Source organism: Orbaceae bacterium lpD04, assembly GCA_036251935.1.
GTDB classification, from domain to species: domain Bacteria; phylum Pseudomonadota; class Gammaproteobacteria; order Enterobacterales; family Orbaceae; genus Orbus; species Orbus wheelerorum.
This window is the reverse complement of record CP133967.1, coordinates 2,645,496-2,666,678: the sequence shown is the minus strand read 5'-3', so window position 1 is coordinate 2,666,678 and position 21,183 is coordinate 2,645,496. Positions and strand designations below refer to the sequence as shown.

The following is a 21,183-nucleotide window of genomic DNA, read 5'->3' as shown; positions in this document are numbered from 1 at the left end:
GATCTTTAGGTGATATTTTGGACAATCTAACGATTGCGTTAGATGCTATGAGTGGGGACTTCGGTCCTCCCGTCATTGTTCCCGCAGCATTACAAGCTTTAAATAGTCACCCCAATCTCCATATTATTTTAGTTGGTGAACCGACTGAAATAATACCTCTATTGCCTAAAAGCTATCAACGATTAACATTTGTCGAGTCTACGTCAGTTATTACTAATGATATGAAGCCTTCACTTGCAATTAGACATAGTCAAGGATCATCGATGAGGATTGCCCTAGAGCTGGTAAAAAATAATCAAGCTCAAGCTTGTGTGAGCTCGGGTAATACTGGGGCATTGATGGGATTATCTAAGTTACTCCTTCACTCTATTGAAGGAATTGAAAGACCCGCTTTGGTTGCGACTTTACCTGCACTAAATAACCGTAATACAGTGGTACTTGATTTAGGTGCTAACGCTGAATGTAATAGTGACATGTTAGTTCAATTTGCATTGATGGGCGATATTTTAGCACGTAGTATTTTGAATATACATAATCCTCGTGTTGCCTTGCTTAATATTGGCGAAGAAGATATTAAGGGGCTTGATCGCATTAGGGCTGCCGCTAGTATTTTAAAATCAGATGAAAAAATTAATTTTATTGGTTATCTGGAAGGTAATGAATTACTAACTGGAAAAACGGATGTATTGGTGTGTGATGGTTTTGTTGGTAATGTTACATTAAAGACAGTTGAAGGCTTAATTAAAATCTTTTTATCATCGACTCAGTTAATGACAAAGCGCCATTCATTAATAATGAAGCTTGCTGGTTACTGGTTACAAAAAAAGATGACAAAAAATTTTGGTCATTTAGATCCAAGCCATTATAATGGGGCATGTTTACTTGGTTTACAAAGTATTGTAATTAAAAGTCATGGCAGTGCTAATCAAAAATCGTTTTTAGCTGCTATTGAACAAGCAATATTAGCTATTAAAAATAATATACCTGAAAGAATTGCAACAAGTCTTTCTTCTACATTACCTAAGAGCGAAAATAATTGATGTATACTAAAATTTTGGGCACAGGAAGCTATCTTCCAAAACAGATCAGAACTAATGCCGATCTTGAGAAAATGGTTGATACGAGTGATGAATGGATTTCAAGCCGTACAGGTATTAAAGAAAGACGAATTGCAGCTCCAGATGAAACTGTAACATCGATGGCTTACGAAGCTGCGATTAATGCCATCGATATGGCAAACATTGATAAAAATGATATTGGTTTAATTATCGTTGCAACAGCAACATCTGTTAATGCTTTTCCTAGTAGCGCTGTAGAGCTACAAGCTAAATTAGATTTACCCGATTTGATTGCTTTTGATGTTTCTGCTGCGTGTTCTGGTTTTGTTTATGCATTAGATATTGCAGATAAATATGTTAAAAGCGGCACGGTAAAATATGCTTTAGTCGTTGGATCTGATATGTTGACTCGTGGAGTAGATCCACAAGATCGTGGAACGATTATTATTTTTGGTGATGGCGCTGGGGCAGTTATTGTTGGCCACTCAGAACAACCAGGAATTATTGCAACACATCTACATGCCGATGGCCGTTACGCTGAACTACTCAAATATCCAAATGTTGATAGACGTGACCTTGACAATCCAGCTTATATGACGATGCAAGGTAATGATGTGTTTAAAGTCGCAGTTCGCGAATTATCTAATCTAGTTGATGAAATGTTAATTGAAAATAATATTGATAAATCAGAGTTGGATTGGTTAGTACCACATCAAGCTAATTTACGAATTATTTCAGCAACCGCAAAACGCTTAGATATGGATATAAGTAAAGTCATTGTTACATTAGATAAACAAGGCAATACGTCAGCGGCTTCAGTACCTTGTGCATTAGATCAAGGTGTTCGTGATGGAAGAATTAAACGAGATCAATTACTACTGTTAGAAGCGTTCGGTGGTGGTTTTGTTTGGGGTTCTGTTTTAGTTCGATTCTAGCATAAGTGATTATAATACAACTAGATAAGCCAATAGGCAGTTTCTGGTAGTTTTTTATTTAAAATTGACGAGTAAAAGTGGTATTTCAAAAGAAATTGCGACTTGATTACTGAACGATAAAAGGTAAATTAATGACTAAGTTTACAATGGTATTTCCTGGACAAGGATCGCAATCAGTTGGAATGCTTAATGAATTAAGCGATAAATATCCGATTATAAAAGAGACCTTTTCTCAGGCATCTGCCGTACTAGGTTACGACCTTTGGCAGCTAGTTCAAGCTGGTCCGGCAGAGGAATTAAATAAAACTTGGAACACTCAGCCAGCTTTACTAGCCGCATCTGTTGCTATTTTTCGTGTTTGGCAAGAAGAACATGGTGCAATGCCAGAATTTATGGCTGGTCACAGTTTAGGCGAATATTCAGCCTTAGTTTGTGCTGGCGTAATTAACTTTGATGATGCGATTAAATTAGTCGAACTTCGCGGTAAATTAATGCAAGAAGCAGTACCCGCAGGGACTGGGGCTATGTACGCAATCATCGGTTTAGATAATGAGTCAATTGCTAAGGCGTGTGAGCAAGCTGCGCAAGGTCAAGTTGTTTCTCCTGTCAATTTTAACTCTCCAGGTCAAGTTGTTATTGCTGGTAATAAAGAAGCAGTAGAAAGAGCGGGAATTTTATGTAAAGAAGCGGGCGCTAAGCGTGCGTTACCGTTACCTGTTAGCGTGCCATCGCATTGTGCATTAATGAAACCTGCTGCTGATAAGTTAGCCGAGGCATTGAAAAATATTACATTTAATCAACCAAAATACCCGGTAATTAATAATGTTAATGTTAAAATGGAAAGTGACTCACAAGCGATTAAAGATGCATTAATTGCGCAATTATATAGTCCTGTGCGTTGGACAGAATGTGTAGAATATATGGCCAAAAATGGGATAACTATTCTTATTGAAGTCGGGCCAGGTAAAGTTCTAACAGGTTTAACTAAACGTATTGTTGATTCGCTTTCTGGTACTGCAATTAATGACTCTGCATCGTTATTAACTGCGTTAGAAAGTGTTAAATAAAAAGGAGCTAACATGAATTTATCTGGAAAAATTGCTTTAGTTACTGGGGCAAGCCGAGGAATCGGCCGAGCAATTGCTGAAAAGCTAGTTGCAAATGGTGCAACCGTGATTGGCACTGCAACAACCGAAAGTGGCGCTGCGGCAATTAGTGAATATTTAGGTTCTCATGGTAAAGGTTTCGCTTTAAATGTAACTGATGATAAATCAATTGAGACGGTTATTGATGCAATAAAAACCCAGTATGGTGATATTGATATTCTAGTCAATAACGCTGGTATCACTCGTGATAATCTATTGATGCGAATGAAAGATGATGAGTGGCAAGATATTCTTGATACTAACTTAACTTCTGTATTTCGTTTAACAAAAGCATTAATGCGTACTATGATGAAAAAACGTTATGGTAGGATTGTCACAATTGGTTCGGTTGTCGGCACGATGGGAAATGCAGGGCAAGCAAACTACGCGGCGGCTAAAGCTGGATTAATCGGTTTTAGTAAATCCCTTGCTCGGGAAATAGCTTCTCGCGGCATTACTGTGAATGTTGTTGCACCAGGGTTTATTGAAACAGATATGACTAAAGCGCTTTCAGATGAGCAGCGTAGTGGCATTTTAGCGCAAGTGCCAGCAAACCGTTTAGGCGATCCAAAAGAGATTGCTAATGCCGTTGCTTTCTTGGTTTCAGATGAAGCTGCTTACATCACAGGTGAAACTTTACATGTCAATGGTGGCATGTATATGGTTTAATCTGCTACAATAGTGTAGAATGAACCAAATTTTTAGTAGAAAGAACAAAACAATCACTTTTGTTGAAAAATTTAGTTGCAACTTTTTCAACATTTTATAAACTTACAATCACCGCCGATTTTGGCGATATTTATAGGAAAAAAGAGTATGAGCACTATTGAAGAGCGAGTTAAAAAAATTATTGTTGAGCAACTTGGTGTTAAAGAAGACGAAGTAAAAAATGAATCTTCTTTCGTTGAAGATCTAGGTGCTGACTCTCTTGATACAGTTGAATTAGTTATGGCTTTAGAAGAAGAATTTGATACTGAAATTCCTGATGAAGAAGCTGAAAAAATCACAACGGTTCAAGCAGCAATCGATTATGTGACTGCAAATCAATAAGGTTTAGCAGAGAATATTAAACTAGGCGGTCATATGATCGCCTAGTTTTTGTCTAGATACAAACATCACAGTTGCCTTATTATGAAAAATAGGTGCAGTTCTTACTCTAATCCTTTTCAGGAGGAACAACGTGTCTAAACGCAGAGTTGTTATTACTGGAATGGGGCTAATATCTCCAGTTGGTAATACAGTTGAGTCTACATGGCAGGCATTATTAGCAGGTCAAAGCGGTGTAGAATTTATTGAACACTTTGATACAACCCCTTTCGCAACACGTTTCGCTGCTATGGTAAAAGGCTTTAATGGCGAAGATTATAATATCACCCGTAAAGATGCTCGTAAAATGGATTATTTTATCCAATACGGTATTGCTGCAGGTGTTCAAGCGATGCAAGATGCCGGCATCGAAATAACAGAACAAAATGCAAAACGTATTGGTTGCGCGATTGGTTCTGGTATTGGTGGTTTAGGCCTAATTGAAGAGAATCATAGTTCTTTAGTTAATGGTGGGCCTCGAAAAATTAGTCCATTTTTTGTGCCCTCGACGATTGTAAATATGATAGCTGGCCATTTATCTATCATTTATGGTTTACGAGGACCAAGTATTTCTATCGCGACAGCGTGCTCATCGGGTGTTCATAATATTGGTCATGCTGCGCGTATGATTGCTTATGGTGATGCTGATGCAATGCTTGCTGGTGGCGGTGAAAAAGCGAGCACACCTTTAGGCATTGGTGGTTTTGGCGCAGCAAGAGCGTTATCAACATATAATGATAATCCTAAAGCGGCAAGTCGTCCTTGGGATAAAGATCGTGATGGTTTTGTGCTTGGTGATGGCGCTGGTATTATGTTCTTAGAAGAATATGAACATGCTAAAAAGCGCGGCGCTAAGATTTATGCTGAAATTGTCGGTTTTGGTATGAGTGGCGATGCTTATCACATGACTTCACCACCAGAAGATGGTAGTGGCGCTGCACTTGCAATGGAATGTGCTATCCGTGATGCGGGCATTACACCAGAGCAAGTGGGTTATATTAATGCTCATGGTACGTCAACACCTGCGGGTGACAAAGCGGAAACTCAAGCTGTAAAATCGATTTTTAAAGAAAACAGCAATAAAGTAATGGTTAGCTCAACTAAGTCAATGATTGGTCACCTGTTAGGCGCTGCAGGTGCTGTTGAGTCAATCTTTACAATACTTGCACTACGGGATCAAGCTATTCCACCAACAATTAATCTAGATAACCCAGATGAAGGTTGTGATTTAGACTATGTTCCTCATACCGCAAGGCAAGTGAAAAATATGGAGTATGCACTTTGTAATTCATTTGGTTTTGGCGGTACTAACGGCTCTGTTCTATTTAAGAAAATTTAATTTTTCTTAGCAAATAAAAATGCCGCGAAAGCGGCGTTTTTATTTGCTAAAATCACATCAATAGTTCAATCATTTTATCAATTCCGTATTATCAGATTTCAACTTATACACATCTATTTCTTTATTAAAAATTGATCTGCCTCAATATTCATTATTATTTTTCATATTTCATAATTTAACTAATATTTACGGAAAATTAATACTTGCCTTGCTAAATTTTTACGATTACATTTAGATAAATGATAATCATTATTATTTAAAGTCGTATTAAAAGGAGCATCAAAGGAATGAAATATAAATTATTGATATTATTTATTTACTCTTTTTCTATACTACCTAGTTTTGGTACGGTCAACCCTGCTGATCAAAATATGATTAATGAACAGCAAAAGCAGCTATTGGAACAAGCACAGCAGCAACGCGATTCCCTAAAGCAGTCCTATAATATTAAACCAGAAATAATTAATAAACCTTCCGAACAAGCAATACTATGTTTTACCATCCAAAAAATCGAATTTAAAGGGGCTGATCATCTACCGATAAAAGCCCAGAAACAACTTACCAGTCAATATTTAAATCAATGTTTATCACTCGAAAAAATACAATTTATTGTCAAGTCAGTCACTAACTACTATATCGGTAAAGGCTTTGTTACCTCATCGGCCTATTTAGAAGAACAAGATATTTCAAGTGGAACATTAATTATTTCGGTAGTAGAAGGGAAAGTTGATGAGATTTATTTGGATGGTGGATCACCAACACTTTTAATGATGGCGTTACCTAATATCAAGGGCAATGTTTTAAATTTACGCGATATTGAACAAGGATTAGAACAATTAAATCGCTTAAAATCCAAACAGATAACCATTAGCATTCAGCCTTCAAGTCAAGACGGTTATTCAACGATTATATTAACCAACCAAACACCTCGAGCAACGCCACTGTTTTTAGGTTTTGGAATCAATAATGGTGGGCAAAAATCAACCGGAGTTGCACAAGGTGATATCCATCTATCGATAGAAAATCCATTACAGCTAGCTGATGTTTGGCGCTTCTCATTCGCGAGTAACAGTAACTTTCGTCAAAACAAAGCGAATCGTAGTTTTACTGGCCAAATATCACTCCCTTATGGATATTGGACTTTTGATTATCTCTATTCCAATAACTTTTTCTATTATGATATTCCGTTAGTGTTTAATCAATGGCGCTATAAAGGGAAAAATCAGTTGCAGCGATTTACATCAAACCGGTTACTGCACCGCGATAGTGAAACCAAACTTACCCTAAATGCTAACTTTACCAACAAAAATAATCAAAGTAGCATCGCGAAACAGCAACTGACTATCAGTAGCCCAACGCTAAATATTGCTGCTGTAGGTCTTGATTATAGTACCGTTTTTAAACAAGGTTACGTTACCTTTAATCCTTCATTATCTCAGGGATTACATCTATTTAATTCTACTTCTGACAAACAGGTAACCGATGGAATGCCAAAAAGTCAATTTACCAAGTTATCTATTAGTAGTAGTTATTATAAGCCCCTAACCGAATCGGTGAACTATTTAACTTCAGTCTACGGGCAATGGTCAAAGCAAAATCTTTATTCAACAGAGCGTATTTCGATCGGTGGTGAATACTCAGTACGTGGTTTTAAAGAGGACTCATTAAGTGGTAATAAGGGATTTTATTGGCGTAATGAGCTGACTCATCAAACTCGGTTCAATGGTACTATTCGCTCTCTATCAGTAACTGCCGCTATTGATACCGGATGGATTAAATCCCAAAAAAGCCAAGTTGATGGCGGCAATATGACTGGGATCGCACTTGGGGTCGCTTTATCTGATAATCATTACTATAACACTTCATTAACCATTGGTAAGCCTTTGTTCTATCCAGAAATAATCAATCCCGACCGTTGGGTTAGTTATTTGCAATTATCACTGAATTTTTAAGTTATTAATATAAGGGAAACAATATGAATATCGAAAAAAGATCGAATCGGTGTATTGGTTATTGTTTAATTGGGTTAACACTTCTTTACCCATTACAACCCGCTATGGCGGCTGCAATCACGGCTCAAAATAGTAATACGCAAATTCAACATGTGAATGATATTCCGGTTATTAATATTACTAAACCGAACCAAGCGGGGATATCACACAACCAGTTTGTCGATTTTAATGTTGATAGCAAAGGTGCAGTGCTAAATAATGCCACTCAAGCAGGTCAATCTCAACTCGCCGGTCAAATTAATGCCAATAGCAATTTAAATGGCGCTAGTGCAAAACTTATTATTAATGAAGTCGTTGGTAATGGAAAATCCCAACTTAACGGTAAAACCGAAATTTTTGGTCAAAAAGCCGATATTTTAATTGCTAACCCAAATGGGATCACTTGTGACGGTTGCGGTTTTATTAATACCAAAGGCGTAACACTAACAACGGGTACTCCTTCTTTTGATAAAAATGGTGCAATTGAGGCATTAACGGTAACTAAAGGTGCGATCGTTATTGGTAGTAATGGCATGGATGTGTCAAATGTTGATTATACCGATATCATCAGCCGTACAGCTGAAATCAATGGACAGATCAATGCTCAAGATCTGACTTTTATTCAAGGTACCAATAAAATTGATTACGCAACAGGAAAAGTGACGGAACTAACAGGTATTAATGATAAACCAATAGTATCAGTTGACACCAAAGCGCTTGGCGGCATGTATGCAAATCAGATCCATTTAGTTTCGACTGAAAGCGGTGTTGGCATCAATGTAAATAATTTGGTAAGTAATAGTGGTAATATTATATTAGCTGCAGACGGTAAAATTCAGTTAGGTAATACTCAAGCTAATAATGATCTTAATATTACCGGCAAATCGGTAAATGTCATCAACAGTAAAAAGGTGACTAGCGGTGGAAATATGACCATTATTGCCGATGCTATTACGAATAATAATAGCCAAATTGTCGCCAGTAAAGATATGCGGCTGTATGCTGATAATATCGTCAATACTGAAGCAACTATTGCGGCGAATAATAATCTTTGGATCCAAAAAGATGTCAATGATACCCGTAGTAACTCATTAAAAAATATCTCGGGTATAATTCGAACCAATACTGGTGATTTAGTTATTCGGGCTGATAGTGTTGAAAATAAAACCGAAATTATTGTCAATATGCAACAAGCAACTAAATTAGATTATGAGTCTCAACCCCAAATAATATACACTCTTGCAAACAAAATTATTTTATCAGTTATCGATGCTAGCAAAACGTTATATATTAATAGTAATATTCTATGGAATAGTGCTGCCTATATTATATCCCAGCGAGAAATGTTTTTGACGGGCGGAGATTTTATTAACGAAACGAAATATATAGGAAACAGTGGTCTTTTTTATTCTAAACATTTAAATGAAACAAAGGGCTGGGGGGGGAAGACAAGTCCTGTAATGAATGATATTGGTTATCATTTAGAGGGGAATCAATTTTTTGCTAGTAAAAGATTTGGGGCCTCTATTATTTCTGATCATCTTGTTGCTGATTTTGAACGCGATATATCTTTTATAAATAGCGATTCGAATAATTACGCATTTTTTTATAATAGCGAAAAAAAAAGTGGACTAAATTTTTATGATATAAGGGTTGAAGAAAATTCAGTTTTAAAGGCAAATAATATCAAGATGGATGCATATATTGAATCTATGCGTTCCCTTTCTCTGATCGCAAATAATAATATTGAATTTAATAATAGCCTTGTGTCGTCCAACGAACTTAATATAGCAGCTGTAAATAATATAACATTAAATCAAAGTCAATTATCAGCTTACACCCTATCTCTAATTAGCCGAAATGGAAGTATCGATGCCAGAACGATGGGGGGAACAATGTTCTTTTCCCCACCGCATGATTATTACACAGCAAAAATGCGCAAGGAATTTGAAGTGGTTCTGGGAGGGCTTTATGGTTCAGATTTATATATTGATGCCGGAGGAAATATTTTACTAGAGGATCAAGTAATAGCTGCTGGAAATAAATTATCAATTTCTGCTGGGAATGATTTTAAAATAAGAAATACAAATCAATTATTTGCACTATCTAGCTTTCCATATAATATAAAATATCAAAATATTCTAGGGCAAGCATTAGGCGGAGGATATGTCGTTAATGAATCAGATTCTCAAAAGAACATATCAAAAGAAATTGTTAGTAAGTTTAATGATCTTTTTAATCGTACGACTTTAACTAATATTAGAGGCTTGGCAACAATAAAATCAGCTAATGATGTACATATTGATGGCGTAAAAATAAAAACAGGAAAAGAAGTTAATATTATTGCCGGTAATGATGCCATTTTAATTCCGCGCGTTTTAGATACTGAACTAAGACAAAAGTTTTTTCCTGCTGAAAAAGAACCAGAATTAAGTAGTGTTATTGATTCAGTCGGTAATGTAATGATTTCTGCTGGACGTGATCTTTATTCTAAAGCGGCAACGATTCAAAGCAAAGGTAATATTGATTTAATTGTTGGACGTGATTTTTTATTACCCGCGGTTGCTTATACGATCAATCAACCAAATACTGTTAAAAACCTACATGTTGTTACTGATATTAATGCCGCTAAAAAATTAACTGTTGCGGTTAACGGCGATTTAATTGCGAATGGGGCCAATTTTACCTCGGGCGGAGATATGCAGTTAAGTTCTCATGGTAAAATGGAGTTTAACTCCGTTGTAAACAGTAGTGAAACTCAGTTAGGTAAAACAAAATCTGCAAATACGACCCAGCAAAACGTCGTATTAAGTAGCGGCGGTAATTTAAATCTACAGTCTGATAGTAGCATTTTACTTCAAGCAACGGATCTTGATGCCGAAAAATCTATCAATGCTGCGGCAAAAGGTGGTTTTTTATTTGCACAGGCAATGCAAGAAAGCAGCTTTTATGAAACTAAAACCACTAAACGTAAATGGTATGGTAAAAAGAAAACAGTTATTAAAACAACTCGTAATGTGGTAAATCAAGTTGTTGATTTTACTGCTAATGATGATATTACCCTAATTAGTTCTGGTGATAGCATATATCAAGCAAGTCAAATCAATGCCGGTAAAGATATTAAGCTTGCAAGTACTAGCGGTAAAGTAATTTTTGAAGGTGTTAGTGATACTGAATTTAATCAAAAAATCGTTAAATCTACTGGCTTTTTTATAAAACAAAGTGATAAAGGCTATGAAAAAGAGACATGGCGGCTACCTGTTATTAATGCCGGTGGCGAATTTACTGTCGATGCAGCTAATGGCATTACCGCCGATATTATTGCACAAAAAACACAATCATTAAGTAATGCATTATCCCTACTTAGTAATACTGAAGGCACCAGTTGGCTAAAAGATTTAGATAAAAAAGGTGATGTTGAATGGAATAAAGTTCAAGATGCCTATAGTAGCTGGGACTATAGTACACAATCTCTTAATCCTGTTATTGCGGCCGTAATCGCTGTTGCGGTCGCGGTTGTAACTTCGGGAGCAGGTTTAGCTGCAGGTGGCGCTGTTGCCGGAAGTGTCGGCGCAACAGGAGCTACAGGAGCAGTTGTAACCCAAGGCGTAGCCGCTGGCTTTACTGCTTTAAGCTCAAAAGCTGCGATTAGTTTAGTTGAAAATAAAGGTAATATTTCAAAAACATTACACGATTTAGGGAGCAATGAATCGATTAAGTCGATAGCAACATCAATGATCGTTGGTGGCGCGATGGCAGGGTTCGATCAGGCTTTTGGTATTAGCCAAAATGCAAACCCGAATGCGAATGTAAATGCGATAGATCCAACCCAAAAACTAACATTAATCTCAAATGGTGAATGGGGTAAAGTGGCACAAAGTGTAATTGGTCGCTCAATTATCGATTCCAGTGTTAATACGGCAATCAATGGTGGCAGCTTTAAAGACCGTTTCGCTACTGCTTTACTTAGTAATATTGGCAATCAAGTCAATGCTGAAGCTGCAAACTGGATTGGTCATGGCGGTTATATTACAAGTACGACAGGCAAACTTTTTTCACATGCGGCTAGTTCGGCAATTGCAGCCGAAATTGGTGGTGGAAGTGGCAAAGGTGCCGCTGCAGGTGCTTTTGCTTCAGGACTAGCTTTAGTAACGTTAGGCAGTAATTTTAAAAGTAATAATTTGGAAAGTGATAATTACTATCAGACAACAATGCTTAATATTGGTAAATTGACGGGTGCTGTTGCTGGCGCTATTGTTGCACGTTCTCCAGAAGGTGTTTATAGTGGTTCTAATGCTGGGTATCTTGTTGCTGAAAATAACCACTTTGGTGTGGCCATTGTCAAAGCCGCAGAAGCCCGATGTGGAGGAGATAAGCTTTGTGAGCAACTTATTATCAATGATGGAATAGATAGTTATAATAAAACTATAGTAGAATATGGGACACCACAAGTCATTATCATTGGAGGGGTGATAACTGGTATTTATGCTCCGACAGCTATCGCAGCAGCAAATTCTGCCATTGCAGCATGTTCAGCTAATCCTGCATTATGTGTAAATCAGGTAAGTATTTGGGCGATAGAGATGCTGGGAGCTGATGCCGCTCCAGCAGGAATAGCTATTGGGGTTGGTGGAACCGCACTAAGTAAAGGATTATCAAAAGCGCAACTAGAAGATCTTACTGTTTTGATGGTAGGTAAAGAGAAAGGATTAATAAGTGTTACGCCAGAAATGGTAAATACAGTCCTTATTGGAAAAACAGATAAAACAAATATTATTTACAATAAAATTGATAATATTATAATTACTGAGTCGAAAACTGCTAATCAAGTTGGAAAGTGGACGAGTGACGCGATTGGTATTCCTTCTAATATAGCGAAAAATCCATTAAATCCAGTACAACAATACGATTCTTATGGAAATGAAATTGTTTATAGGACAATGTCAAAACCACAATTTGATAAATTTATAGAAACAGGCATAATGCCTGCAACAACTGAAACCTCAGTGTCGCCAGTGTTATTATATTCATCAAAATATGAGGGTGTAACTGTAAAAATTGTAGTCAAACCAGGTACGTTTTCTGAGCTTGAGAAAATAGGTATTGCAGCCAATGGCGCTACAGCAAAAGAATTTCCCAATATGTCAACTAAAACGGGAGAATGGATGGCAACGAATACTCGATTTAAGGTCGAAAAAGGACAAATGACAACTCAGCTTGGACAAGGCGAAGGGATCAAAATTTTTAATAAAAATATTGTTCATTTTGAAAAAATTGAATAAAAAGGATTAATTATGTTTTTAAAATTAGAAAAAATGAATCATCCTATGAAAATAGTATATTTCTTATCTGAAAAATTAGTGGTTGATCCAGAGTACATGAATTTAGTTCAATCACTAACACTTGATAATTCAAAGCCTTATGTTGGCTTGCGTGGCTCTTATGGCCTTTTTGGTTCACAAAAATGGTGGGAGAATATCGAGCAAGGAAAAATAAAATTACGTTCTCTTTCTGGGATAATCAAAAAAGCTTATGTTGCCGGGCAAGATCCTTCCCAAATTAATAATACAATAGATCTATTACTCGAGGATGGGTCTATTGAAACTGTGGGTATTTATGTTAATAAATATGAAGATGCTAACCTTTTCAAAGTTGGCTATATGGCAAGTGTTGTATACGCGCTTGATGAACTAAAGCCTGAAGCAATACGTAATTTTGGGCAGAGATATCACGAAGTAACTTTAGAAATGGCGGTCTCTTTAGAACCTATAACGTAAATCATATAATAACCAAAATCCCAGCCTAAAGCTGGGATTTTTACGTTCTACTATTTGCCTCACGAAACTTAACTAATTATTGATTAATCATTAGTTTAATTTACTACCTCAGCTATTAACTAGTCATTATATTTATGAAGGTGACTAAATGACTCAATATTGCATCCAAGTTCGTTAAAGCAGTTAGCCTTTAGATATTGAACTTAGGATTATTTTTTACATTAAAAACACATACCACGATAAGTTTTGAACGAAAGTTAGGTTATAGGTATATTATGTGACTTTTTAAACTGTTTATTATTTATGTTAAATATATAAAAATTGCCAGTATGGTTTAAAAAGTCACTATTAACTTAGTTACTTAAATGGTTCAATCACTTCATCAACTTGGCGTTCTAAGCTTTCAATTCCACCGCCTGATAAATACCAAATATCAGCAGTTAGGTATACAACTTTAGTCCCTGTTTTGACTAATACTTTTTTATCAAAATAATTTGGATTGATGGGATTAGCGCCAATCGCTTTACTTCGGTCAATTAGGTAAATAATATCGGGTTTATTGTTTGCAATATATTGATTATCAACAAAGGTTGGTTTTGGTCTTTCTGCCGATTTTATAATATTATTAGCTGGCGCGGCTACTGCGCGTTTAACGTTTAATACATCATAAATAAGGGCGGCATTTGTACCATTATTCATCAACATTACTTTACCATCATTATGCAGTGCAATAATGGCGCGTTTATTACTATTAGTTGTCAGTGACTGTGCTTGATTGATATTATTTGCAAGTGATTGAATATAATTTGCCGCAATCTTATCGCTCTGAGTTATTTTCCCAAGCAAAGTAATATTATTGCTTGCTGATTCAAGGTAGTTTTGTGCATCGACATCTAAATTAATCACAGGAGCAATTTTAGTTAGCGCATTTTGCTTGCTCGCTTGTCTGCCGCCGATAATGATTAAATCAGGATTAGCGGCTTTAATCACCTCAATATTAGGCTCTTTCATTTTTCCTGTATCAAGCACATTCGATTTTTTATACTGATTAAGATAATTAGGCAAAGAAGACAGTGATGTACCAATGACGCGCTTATTTTGGCCAAGTGCATCAAGGGTATCTAAAGCACCATAATTTATAACGACAATTTTTTGTGGTGAGCTAGGGATTGTGACCATTTTATTATGATCATCAACGGTAATAGTATGATTAGACTGACAACCAGTTAATCCTAAAATAATTGCGGCGATACTGCTTAGAATAATTTTTTTATTGTGATTCATATTCATCTCTCAATTAAATGCAAATGGTAATCATTATTATTTATAAGAATTAGAAATTGTCCAGTAATAAATGTATTTACCAATCTATTTATTATGTAACACTCGATTTTTTCGTTAAATTTTTGTTGTAATGCATAATTATGCTATAAAAAATTGATTGTTATTGGATGTTGCATATTAAAAATTACGATGCTCAGTCTAATTTGTCAGATAATTAATAAATTTTTGAAAAGATATTGATAATTGTTCGCATTTGATGTAATTTTTTTGCTCACCTTAATGTAAATGATAATTATTATTAATTGATGAGCCCAACTGATGAAAAAAAATTTGACGATAAAAATTCTTTCTCAAGCAATAAAAACGAGTTTACTACTTTCACTATCACCGTTAGTACTCGCTGAAAATGAATCAAATATGGATACGATAGTGGTAACTGCTTCTGGATTTGAACAACAAATAAAAAATGCACCAGCAACAATTTCAGTGATTACTAAAAAAGAGATTGATAATAAGCCGTATCGAGATGTGACTGATGCCTTAAAAGATATCCCAGGCGTCAATATTTCAGGCGGCGGTGATGGTACAGATATTAGTATCCGAGGTATGGACGCTAAATATACTTTAATTCTAATTGATGGGAAAAAAGTTAATACTCGGGAAACAAGGCCAAATAGTGATGGATCTGGTTTTGAGCAAGGCTGGTTACCGCCACTATCAGCAATTGAGCGTATCGAGGTGGTTAGAGGGCCAATGTCTTCTTTGTATGGCTCTGATGCAATGGGCGGCGTTATTAATGTTATCACTAAAAAAGTGTTAGACAAATGGCAAGGTAGTGTTCGATTAGAGTCAGTTTTTCAAGAAGATTCTGACGCTAAGAATTATTACAATAGTAATTTTGCATTAGCCGGGCCATTAGTTGCCGATATGTTAGGGTTACAACTTTATGGGCAGTACTCGGATCGCGGAGAAGATGAGTTTGTAAATGGCCATGCAGAGCAAAAATTACGCAGTTTAAACGGTAAATTATTCTTACAAGCGACCGATAATCAACTATTTCAATTAGATTTTGGCCGTTCATTGCAAAATACTTCAGCAACAAGAGGTAAAACGAGAGCACTTACTCGCAAAGATGATTTTGATCGTGATAACCGCCGTAATTCGTATGCTTTAACTCATGAAGGGCATTGGAACGGATTTACCTCAAAAACGTTTTTCTCTTACGAAGGTAATGATAACCCAAAAAGAGATATGAAAGTGGAAAACAGTGATTTTGATAGCCAGTTTTTAATTCCACTCGAAAACCATATGTTAACCGTTGGCGGTCATTACACTTATCAAGAGCTTAATGATAAAGGTAATCAATTTAGTCCCTCAGTAAATAAAATCGATCGCTGGAATTATGCATTATATGCCGAAGATGAGTGGCAAATACTTGATAATTTTGCCCTAACGGGTGGTATTCGGTTTAATAAAGATGAAAATTATGGTACGAACTGGAATCCGCGTATTTATGCCGTATGGGACATTACTGAAAACTATACCTTAAAAGGCGGGTATTCATCGGGTTATGCAACGCCATTATTACGTTATGTGGTTGCTGACTGGGGGCAAGTCACGGGCGGAGACTCTCGGGATGGCGTTATTATTGGTAATCCTAATTTGAAGCCGGAAAAATCGGATAATATTGAATTAGGTTTAGATTATAGTAACGAAAGTGGACTAAATGCCAGTGCGACTGTTTTTTATACAAAGTTTAAAGACAAAATTCAATCTTATTACCTCTGTGATGATGCCACAAACAACGGTTTATGCTCAATAGGAGCCCGCCGCTTTGATTTTGTTCAATCGCGTGAAAATGTGGATAAAGCTGATATTAAAGGAATTGAGCTATCGTTGAAAACGCCTTTATTTGATAAACTCTTATTAAACACAAGTTATACATGGACAAAGTCCGAACAAAAAAGTGGTATTAATAAGGGATTATCATTAAATCGTACGCCAAGGCAAAAATTTAACTCTCAGCTAGATTGGTTTGTTACCGAGCAATGGGACTTGTGGGCAAAAGTCGCTTATTATGGCGAGGAAACCGCCGCGGGCAGTAAAGGCGTGCAAGGTAAAAAATACCCAGGTTATACTTTTTGGGATTTAGGGGCTTCTTATTCTGTTAATAAGCAAACTAAATTATTTACCGGCATTTATAATTTATTTGATAAAAAGGTTGAAAATACTGATTTTGGTAAGACGCTTGAAGGTCGCCGTTATTGGGTTGGGACTGAAATCAGTTTTTAGTGTTTAATTCCCTTCGTTTTTTATTATTGCCTATTCAAATAGATAGAATAGGCATTTTCATTTTAATCCTCTATAATTTAGCTAACACTTTCTTATATGATGATTTATGTTCACAATTTACCATTCTAACCAACTAGATCTATTAAAATCATTGACAGCGCAACTGATCAAACGACAGCCTTTGAGCTCGGTTTTTGATAAAGAGGTGATTTTAGTTCAAAGCCAAGGAATGGGGCAGTGGTTACAAATTCAGTTAGCCGAAGAACTGGGGATCTGTGCCAATATTGATTATCCTTTCCCGACTCAATTTGTATGGGATATCTATCGGATCTTTTATCCTGATTTACCTAAAAAAAATAATTTCAGTGCTGATTTCATGTTTTGGGTATTATTTGCCATTTTACCTGATCTCGTTAAAACCCCCAATTTTATTGCTCTTAAACACTATTTTAAGCAACATAATGAACAGAAATATTACCAGCTTGCCAGCTGCATTGCCGACTTGTTTGACCAATATTTGGTCTATCGGCCTGATTGGATCAAAGCATGGCAAGAAGGTAAGCAAGTTGCTGAGCTTGGTAATGAGCAAGAATGGCAAGCAATATTATGGCGCGAGCTTGTAAATTATAGCGGTAGACTGGCAGATATATCATCACATCGTGCAGATATTCATCAAGACGTTATCGATAAGCTAAATGCAAAAAAATTAACCCGATCACAAAAAAATCAGCTACCTCGGCGTATTTTTATTTTTGGTATTGTCTCCATTCCGCCGTTATATCTAGAGTTATTTAATGCGTTAAGTCAGCATATTGATGTGCATTTTATGTTTATGAATCCTTGCCGGCAATACTGGGGCGATATTGTTGATCATTCATTTATCAACAAATATGTCGATAATGAACAAATGGCAAGTATGATGTTACAAGAATCTCATCCATTGTTAGCATCTTGGGGTAAGCTGGGTCGCGATCATTTAATCTTATTACAAAATTATAATAAACAAGATGTTGATGCTTTTTTTGATTATGAAGAGACATCATTGCTCGGGCTTGTGCAGCAGTCCATTTTAGATATGCAAAATAATAACATCGCCCAGACTGATATTAAAACGTTAACTACAAATAAAGATAAACAACTAATTTTCGCTAATGATAACTCTATTTCTTTACAGGCTTGTCACAGTGAGCAACGAGAAGTGGAAGTGCTTTATGATTATTTGCTGACTATTTTAGATGATAATCCAACCATTACGTTAAATGATTGCGTTGTGATGGTTGCAGATATTGATCACTATGCACCTTATATTCAAGCCGTATTTGATAATGCACCGAAAAATCGACAATTACCTTATACTATTTCTGATCAAAAATTTCGTTATATTGATCCCATTATTCAAGGTTTTTTCTTACTACTAGAATTGCCACAAAGCCGATTAGATATTGAGTATATTTTCGATTTACTTGAAATTCCAGCTATTAGTAAACATTTTAATCTAAATGAAGATAGCTTAAAGCAGCTTCAACGCTGGATTGTCGATTCAGGTATTCGATTTGGATTAGAATCGGCTGTTGATGAACCTCATAGTTGGCTATCAGGCTTAAGTCGGATGTTACTTGGCTACAGTATGGAAAGTAAGCTCGATAGTTGGCAAGATGTATTGCCTTACGACGGGGCAACCGGGCTTGACGCTGAGTTGATAGGTTACTTATCTGATTTTATTATGGCAATTGCCAAATGGCGCGATTTATTAACTCAGTCTTATCTAATTGAGCAGTGGCAAAGCCTTTGTGGGCAGTTGTTAGAGACCTTTTTTACTCTAGATGCGCAAACTGAACCCTTATTATTAATGGTACAAGAGCAGTGGCAAAAAATTATTGAGCAAGCCGTATTATCCGATTATTGCGCTGAAATTAGTAGTAAAGTGTTAAGCGATCTATTACAGGAAAAATTTGAACAGCAATCCATATCTCATCGGTTTTTGATTGGCAAAATTAACTTTTGTACCATGATGCCAATGCGCTCAGTACCATTCAAACTTGTTTGTTTGCTCGGTATGAATGACGGCATATACCCGCGAAGTATTTCACCCATCGGTTTTGATTTGATAGCTAAACATAGCAGAATTGGTGATCGAAGTCGAAGAAGCGACGATCGGTATCTATTTTTAGAAGCATTATTATCCGCTCAACAAAAACTCTATATTAGCTATATTGGCTATGATATACAGACGAATGATGTTAGGTATCCTTCTATTTTAGTTGATGAATTATTAGATTATTTAAAACAAAACTATCTATTAGCAACAGATGAAGATTTAGCCGATGAATTAAGTGCTAGCCGCCTGCTATCACATTTAATTACAACCCATACCCGAACGCCCTTTAATATTAAAAACTATTTAAGTGATGCAGCAAAAAGAGCAAGCTACGCCGATGAATGGTTACCTGCCGCAAAATATCAAGGTCAACAAGCTTCTTTTATTAAGCCATTAACTAAAAAAGAAATTGAGACTATTCGTATTGATGAGCTAAAACAATTTTATTTTCATCCAATAAAGGCTTTGGCAAAATACCGACTCGGCTATTTACTTAACTATATTGACGATCAATTGCCTAATAGTGAAAACTTTAATCTTAATAGTTTAGATCGCTATAATATCAATAATCAAATTATCGATATTCTTTTACCTCATAATGATACTGGTAGTGATTTAAATGCGCGTCTCTATCAAAAAATGCTTAGAAGCAATCAATTACCTTATGGCGCTTTTGGGCAAATATTATATAGTGAGCAGCAGTTATTAATGCAGCCATTAATAGCCACAGTGAATAGCGAAAAGATTGGCGATTTTTCATCGTTAGATGTGAATTTGAATATCGGAAATACGACGTTAATTGGGCGAATAAAAAATATTCAAGCCGATGGTATATTACATTGGCGAAGTGCAAAACTGACGATTAAAGATGGTGTCTCGCTCTGGATTGAACATTTGATTATATCGCACATACAATCAGATAGCACCGATAGCCGTAATCGAATTTATGGCCGCGATGGCAGCGAATGGTGTTTTCAATATTTATCAAAAGATCAAGCATTCGAATTTTTATCTGTGTGGGTCAAGGGTTTCTTAGCCGGAGTCAATCAGCCACTGTTTATGCCACTAAATAGCTCATGGTACTGGCTTGAAACTGCCTATGATACAAATTCACAAAATATCACTAATGATGATGCGGTATTAATGAAAGCCAAAAATAATTTTATCACCCGCTGGCAAGGAAGTATTGGTATCTCGGCTGAATGTGATGATTATTATTTAAGGTTGTACCCACAATTAACGGACCAATTAATTGATAGTGCAATTGAGGCAACAAAAACCTATTTATTACCGATTATGCAATACAGGATGATTGATGATGCTAATTGATACTCATTGTCACTTTGATGCACCGCCCTTTATTGATGAATTGGCAAGTTCAGTGCAGCGCTTTGAGCAAGCTGGTGTGTCGAGCATTATTGTTCCAGCCGTTGCAAGTCAAAATTTTAGTATTGTGCTGGAATTAGCCAAACTGTATCCCTCAATTTATTGCGCATTAGGCTTACATCCTATCTATACTCATCAAAAAAATGATCTTGAATTATTAGCAATACAGCTTAATGCGCATCATGACAAGGTTGTTGCTATCGGCGAAATAGGACTTGATGGTTATATTGATCACATCGACATTCGCGAGCAAACATTTTTTTTAACCGCGCAACTCGATTTAGCAAAGCAATATCATTTTCCGGTCATTCTTCACTCTCGTAGGGCTAACGCTTTGTTACACAAAGCGTTGAAAAAAGCAAAGTTGCCAGCGGTTGGCGTTATTCATGGTTTTGCTGGTAGCTATGAAGAGGCGATGCAATTTGTTCGCTTAGGGTATTATATTGGGGTTGGTGGCGTTATCACTTATCCTCGGGCTAATAAAACGCGTCAAGCGATTAGTCGTATTCCTTTATCATCAATTTTGCTTGAAACCGATGCGCCAGATATGCCATTAAATGGCCTGCAAGGTCAAGCAAATAGACCTGAAAATATTATAAAAGTATTTGAAGAACTTACAAAACTAAGAGTTGAAGCACCATCACAAATTCTTAACACAATCTTAACGAATACCTTGACGCTATTTTCTAGAATCAATACAATGAAAGTTGTCTAATATTTTACATGTAATTAAGCTATTTCACATATCGATAAAGACTTCATATTAATCGTTTAATCGATACTTATTTTAAC

Annotated in this window: 13 protein-coding genes; 12 read left to right on the top strand and 1 reads right to left on the bottom strand. The window is 36.2% G+C overall.

The genetic code is table 11. The features are described 5' to 3' along the window. Positions 1–17: 17 nt before the first annotated feature. The 9 genes from plsX to RHO14_11735 all read left to right on the top strand — a co-directional run bounded on the left by plsX (position 18) and on the right by RHO14_11735 (position 13,331). On the top strand, positions 18–1,040 hold the full coding sequence (gene plsX / locus RHO14_11775) for a phosphate acyltransferase PlsX (GenBank protein WVD71013.1): 1,023 nt from the start codon (positions 18–20) through the stop codon (positions 1,038–1,040). Then, the gene (locus RHO14_11770) at positions 1,040–1,993 is read left to right on the top strand and encodes a beta-ketoacyl-ACP synthase III (protein WVD71012.1); all 954 of its coding nucleotides are present in this window, start codon (positions 1,040–1,042) and stop codon (positions 1,991–1,993) included. The genes plsX and RHO14_11770 overlap by 1 nt, the downstream gene beginning before the upstream one ends. Before the next feature lie 131 nt (positions 1,994–2,124). Beyond that, positions 2,125–3,060, top strand: coding sequence for an ACP S-malonyltransferase (gene fabD, locus RHO14_11765; GenBank protein WVD71011.1), 936 nt, complete (start codon positions 2,125–2,127; stop codon positions 3,058–3,060). A gap of 12 nt (positions 3,061–3,072) precedes the next feature. Further along, positions 3,073–3,807 (top strand): 3-oxoacyl-ACP reductase FabG, encoded by a 735-nt coding sequence (gene fabG, locus RHO14_11760; protein WVD71010.1) that lies wholly within the window; start codon positions 3,073–3,075, stop codon positions 3,805–3,807. Between the two features lie 147 nt (positions 3,808–3,954). After that, entirely contained in the window at positions 3,955–4,188 is a 234-nt protein-coding gene (gene acpP, locus RHO14_11755) for an acyl carrier protein (protein WVD71009.1), read from the top strand. A gap of 130 nt (positions 4,189–4,318) precedes the next feature. Continuing rightward, a complete protein-coding gene (gene fabF / locus RHO14_11750; protein ID WVD71008.1) occupies positions 4,319–5,563 on the top strand; it encodes a beta-ketoacyl-ACP synthase II in 1,245 nt (414 codons plus the stop codon). Positions 5,564–5,850: 287 nt separating this feature from the next. Further along, positions 5,851–7,515 (top strand): ShlB/FhaC/HecB family hemolysin secretion/activation protein, encoded by a 1,665-nt coding sequence (locus RHO14_11745; protein ID WVD71007.1) that lies wholly within the window; start codon positions 5,851–5,853, stop codon positions 7,513–7,515. Positions 7,516–7,538: 23 nt separating this feature from the next. Next, a complete protein-coding gene (locus RHO14_11740; GenBank protein ID WVD71006.1) occupies positions 7,539–12,836 on the top strand; it encodes a DUF637 domain-containing protein in 5,298 nt (1,765 codons plus the stop codon). Positions 12,837–12,848: 12 nt separating this feature from the next. Then, positions 12,849–13,331: a hypothetical protein gene (locus tag RHO14_11735; protein ID WVD71005.1), complete on the top strand. Its 483-nt coding sequence runs from the start codon at positions 12,849–12,851 to the stop codon at positions 13,329–13,331. Between the two features lie 357 nt (positions 13,332–13,688). Here RHO14_11735 and RHO14_11730 read toward each other — a convergent pair whose 3' ends face one another. Further along, positions 13,689–14,615, bottom strand: a complete 927-nt coding sequence (locus RHO14_11730; protein ID WVD71004.1) for an ABC transporter substrate-binding protein — start codon at positions 14,613–14,615, stop codon at positions 13,689–13,691. 318 nt (positions 14,616–14,933) lie between these two features. On the opposite strand from RHO14_11730, the gene RHO14_11725 reads away from it, so the two are divergent. The 3 genes from RHO14_11725 (at position 14,934) to RHO14_11715 (ending at position 21,106) form a co-directional block, all read left to right on the top strand. Then, positions 14,934–16,907, top strand: a complete 1,974-nt coding sequence (locus RHO14_11725; protein ID WVD71003.1) for a TonB-dependent receptor — start codon at positions 14,934–14,936, stop codon at positions 16,905–16,907. Between the two features lie 106 nt (positions 16,908–17,013). Beyond that, positions 17,014–20,334 carry an exodeoxyribonuclease V subunit gamma gene (gene recC / locus RHO14_11720; protein WVD71002.1) on the top strand — a complete coding sequence of 1,107 codons (3,321 nt, stop codon included), beginning with the start codon at positions 17,014–17,016 and terminating at the stop codon, positions 20,332–20,334. Next, complete coding sequence (locus RHO14_11715) at positions 20,321–21,106, top strand: TatD family hydrolase (protein ID WVD71001.1); 786 nt, start codon at positions 20,321–20,323, stop codon at positions 21,104–21,106. Before recC ends, RHO14_11715 begins: the two co-directional genes overlap by 14 nt. Positions 21,107–21,183: the final 77 nt, after the last annotated feature.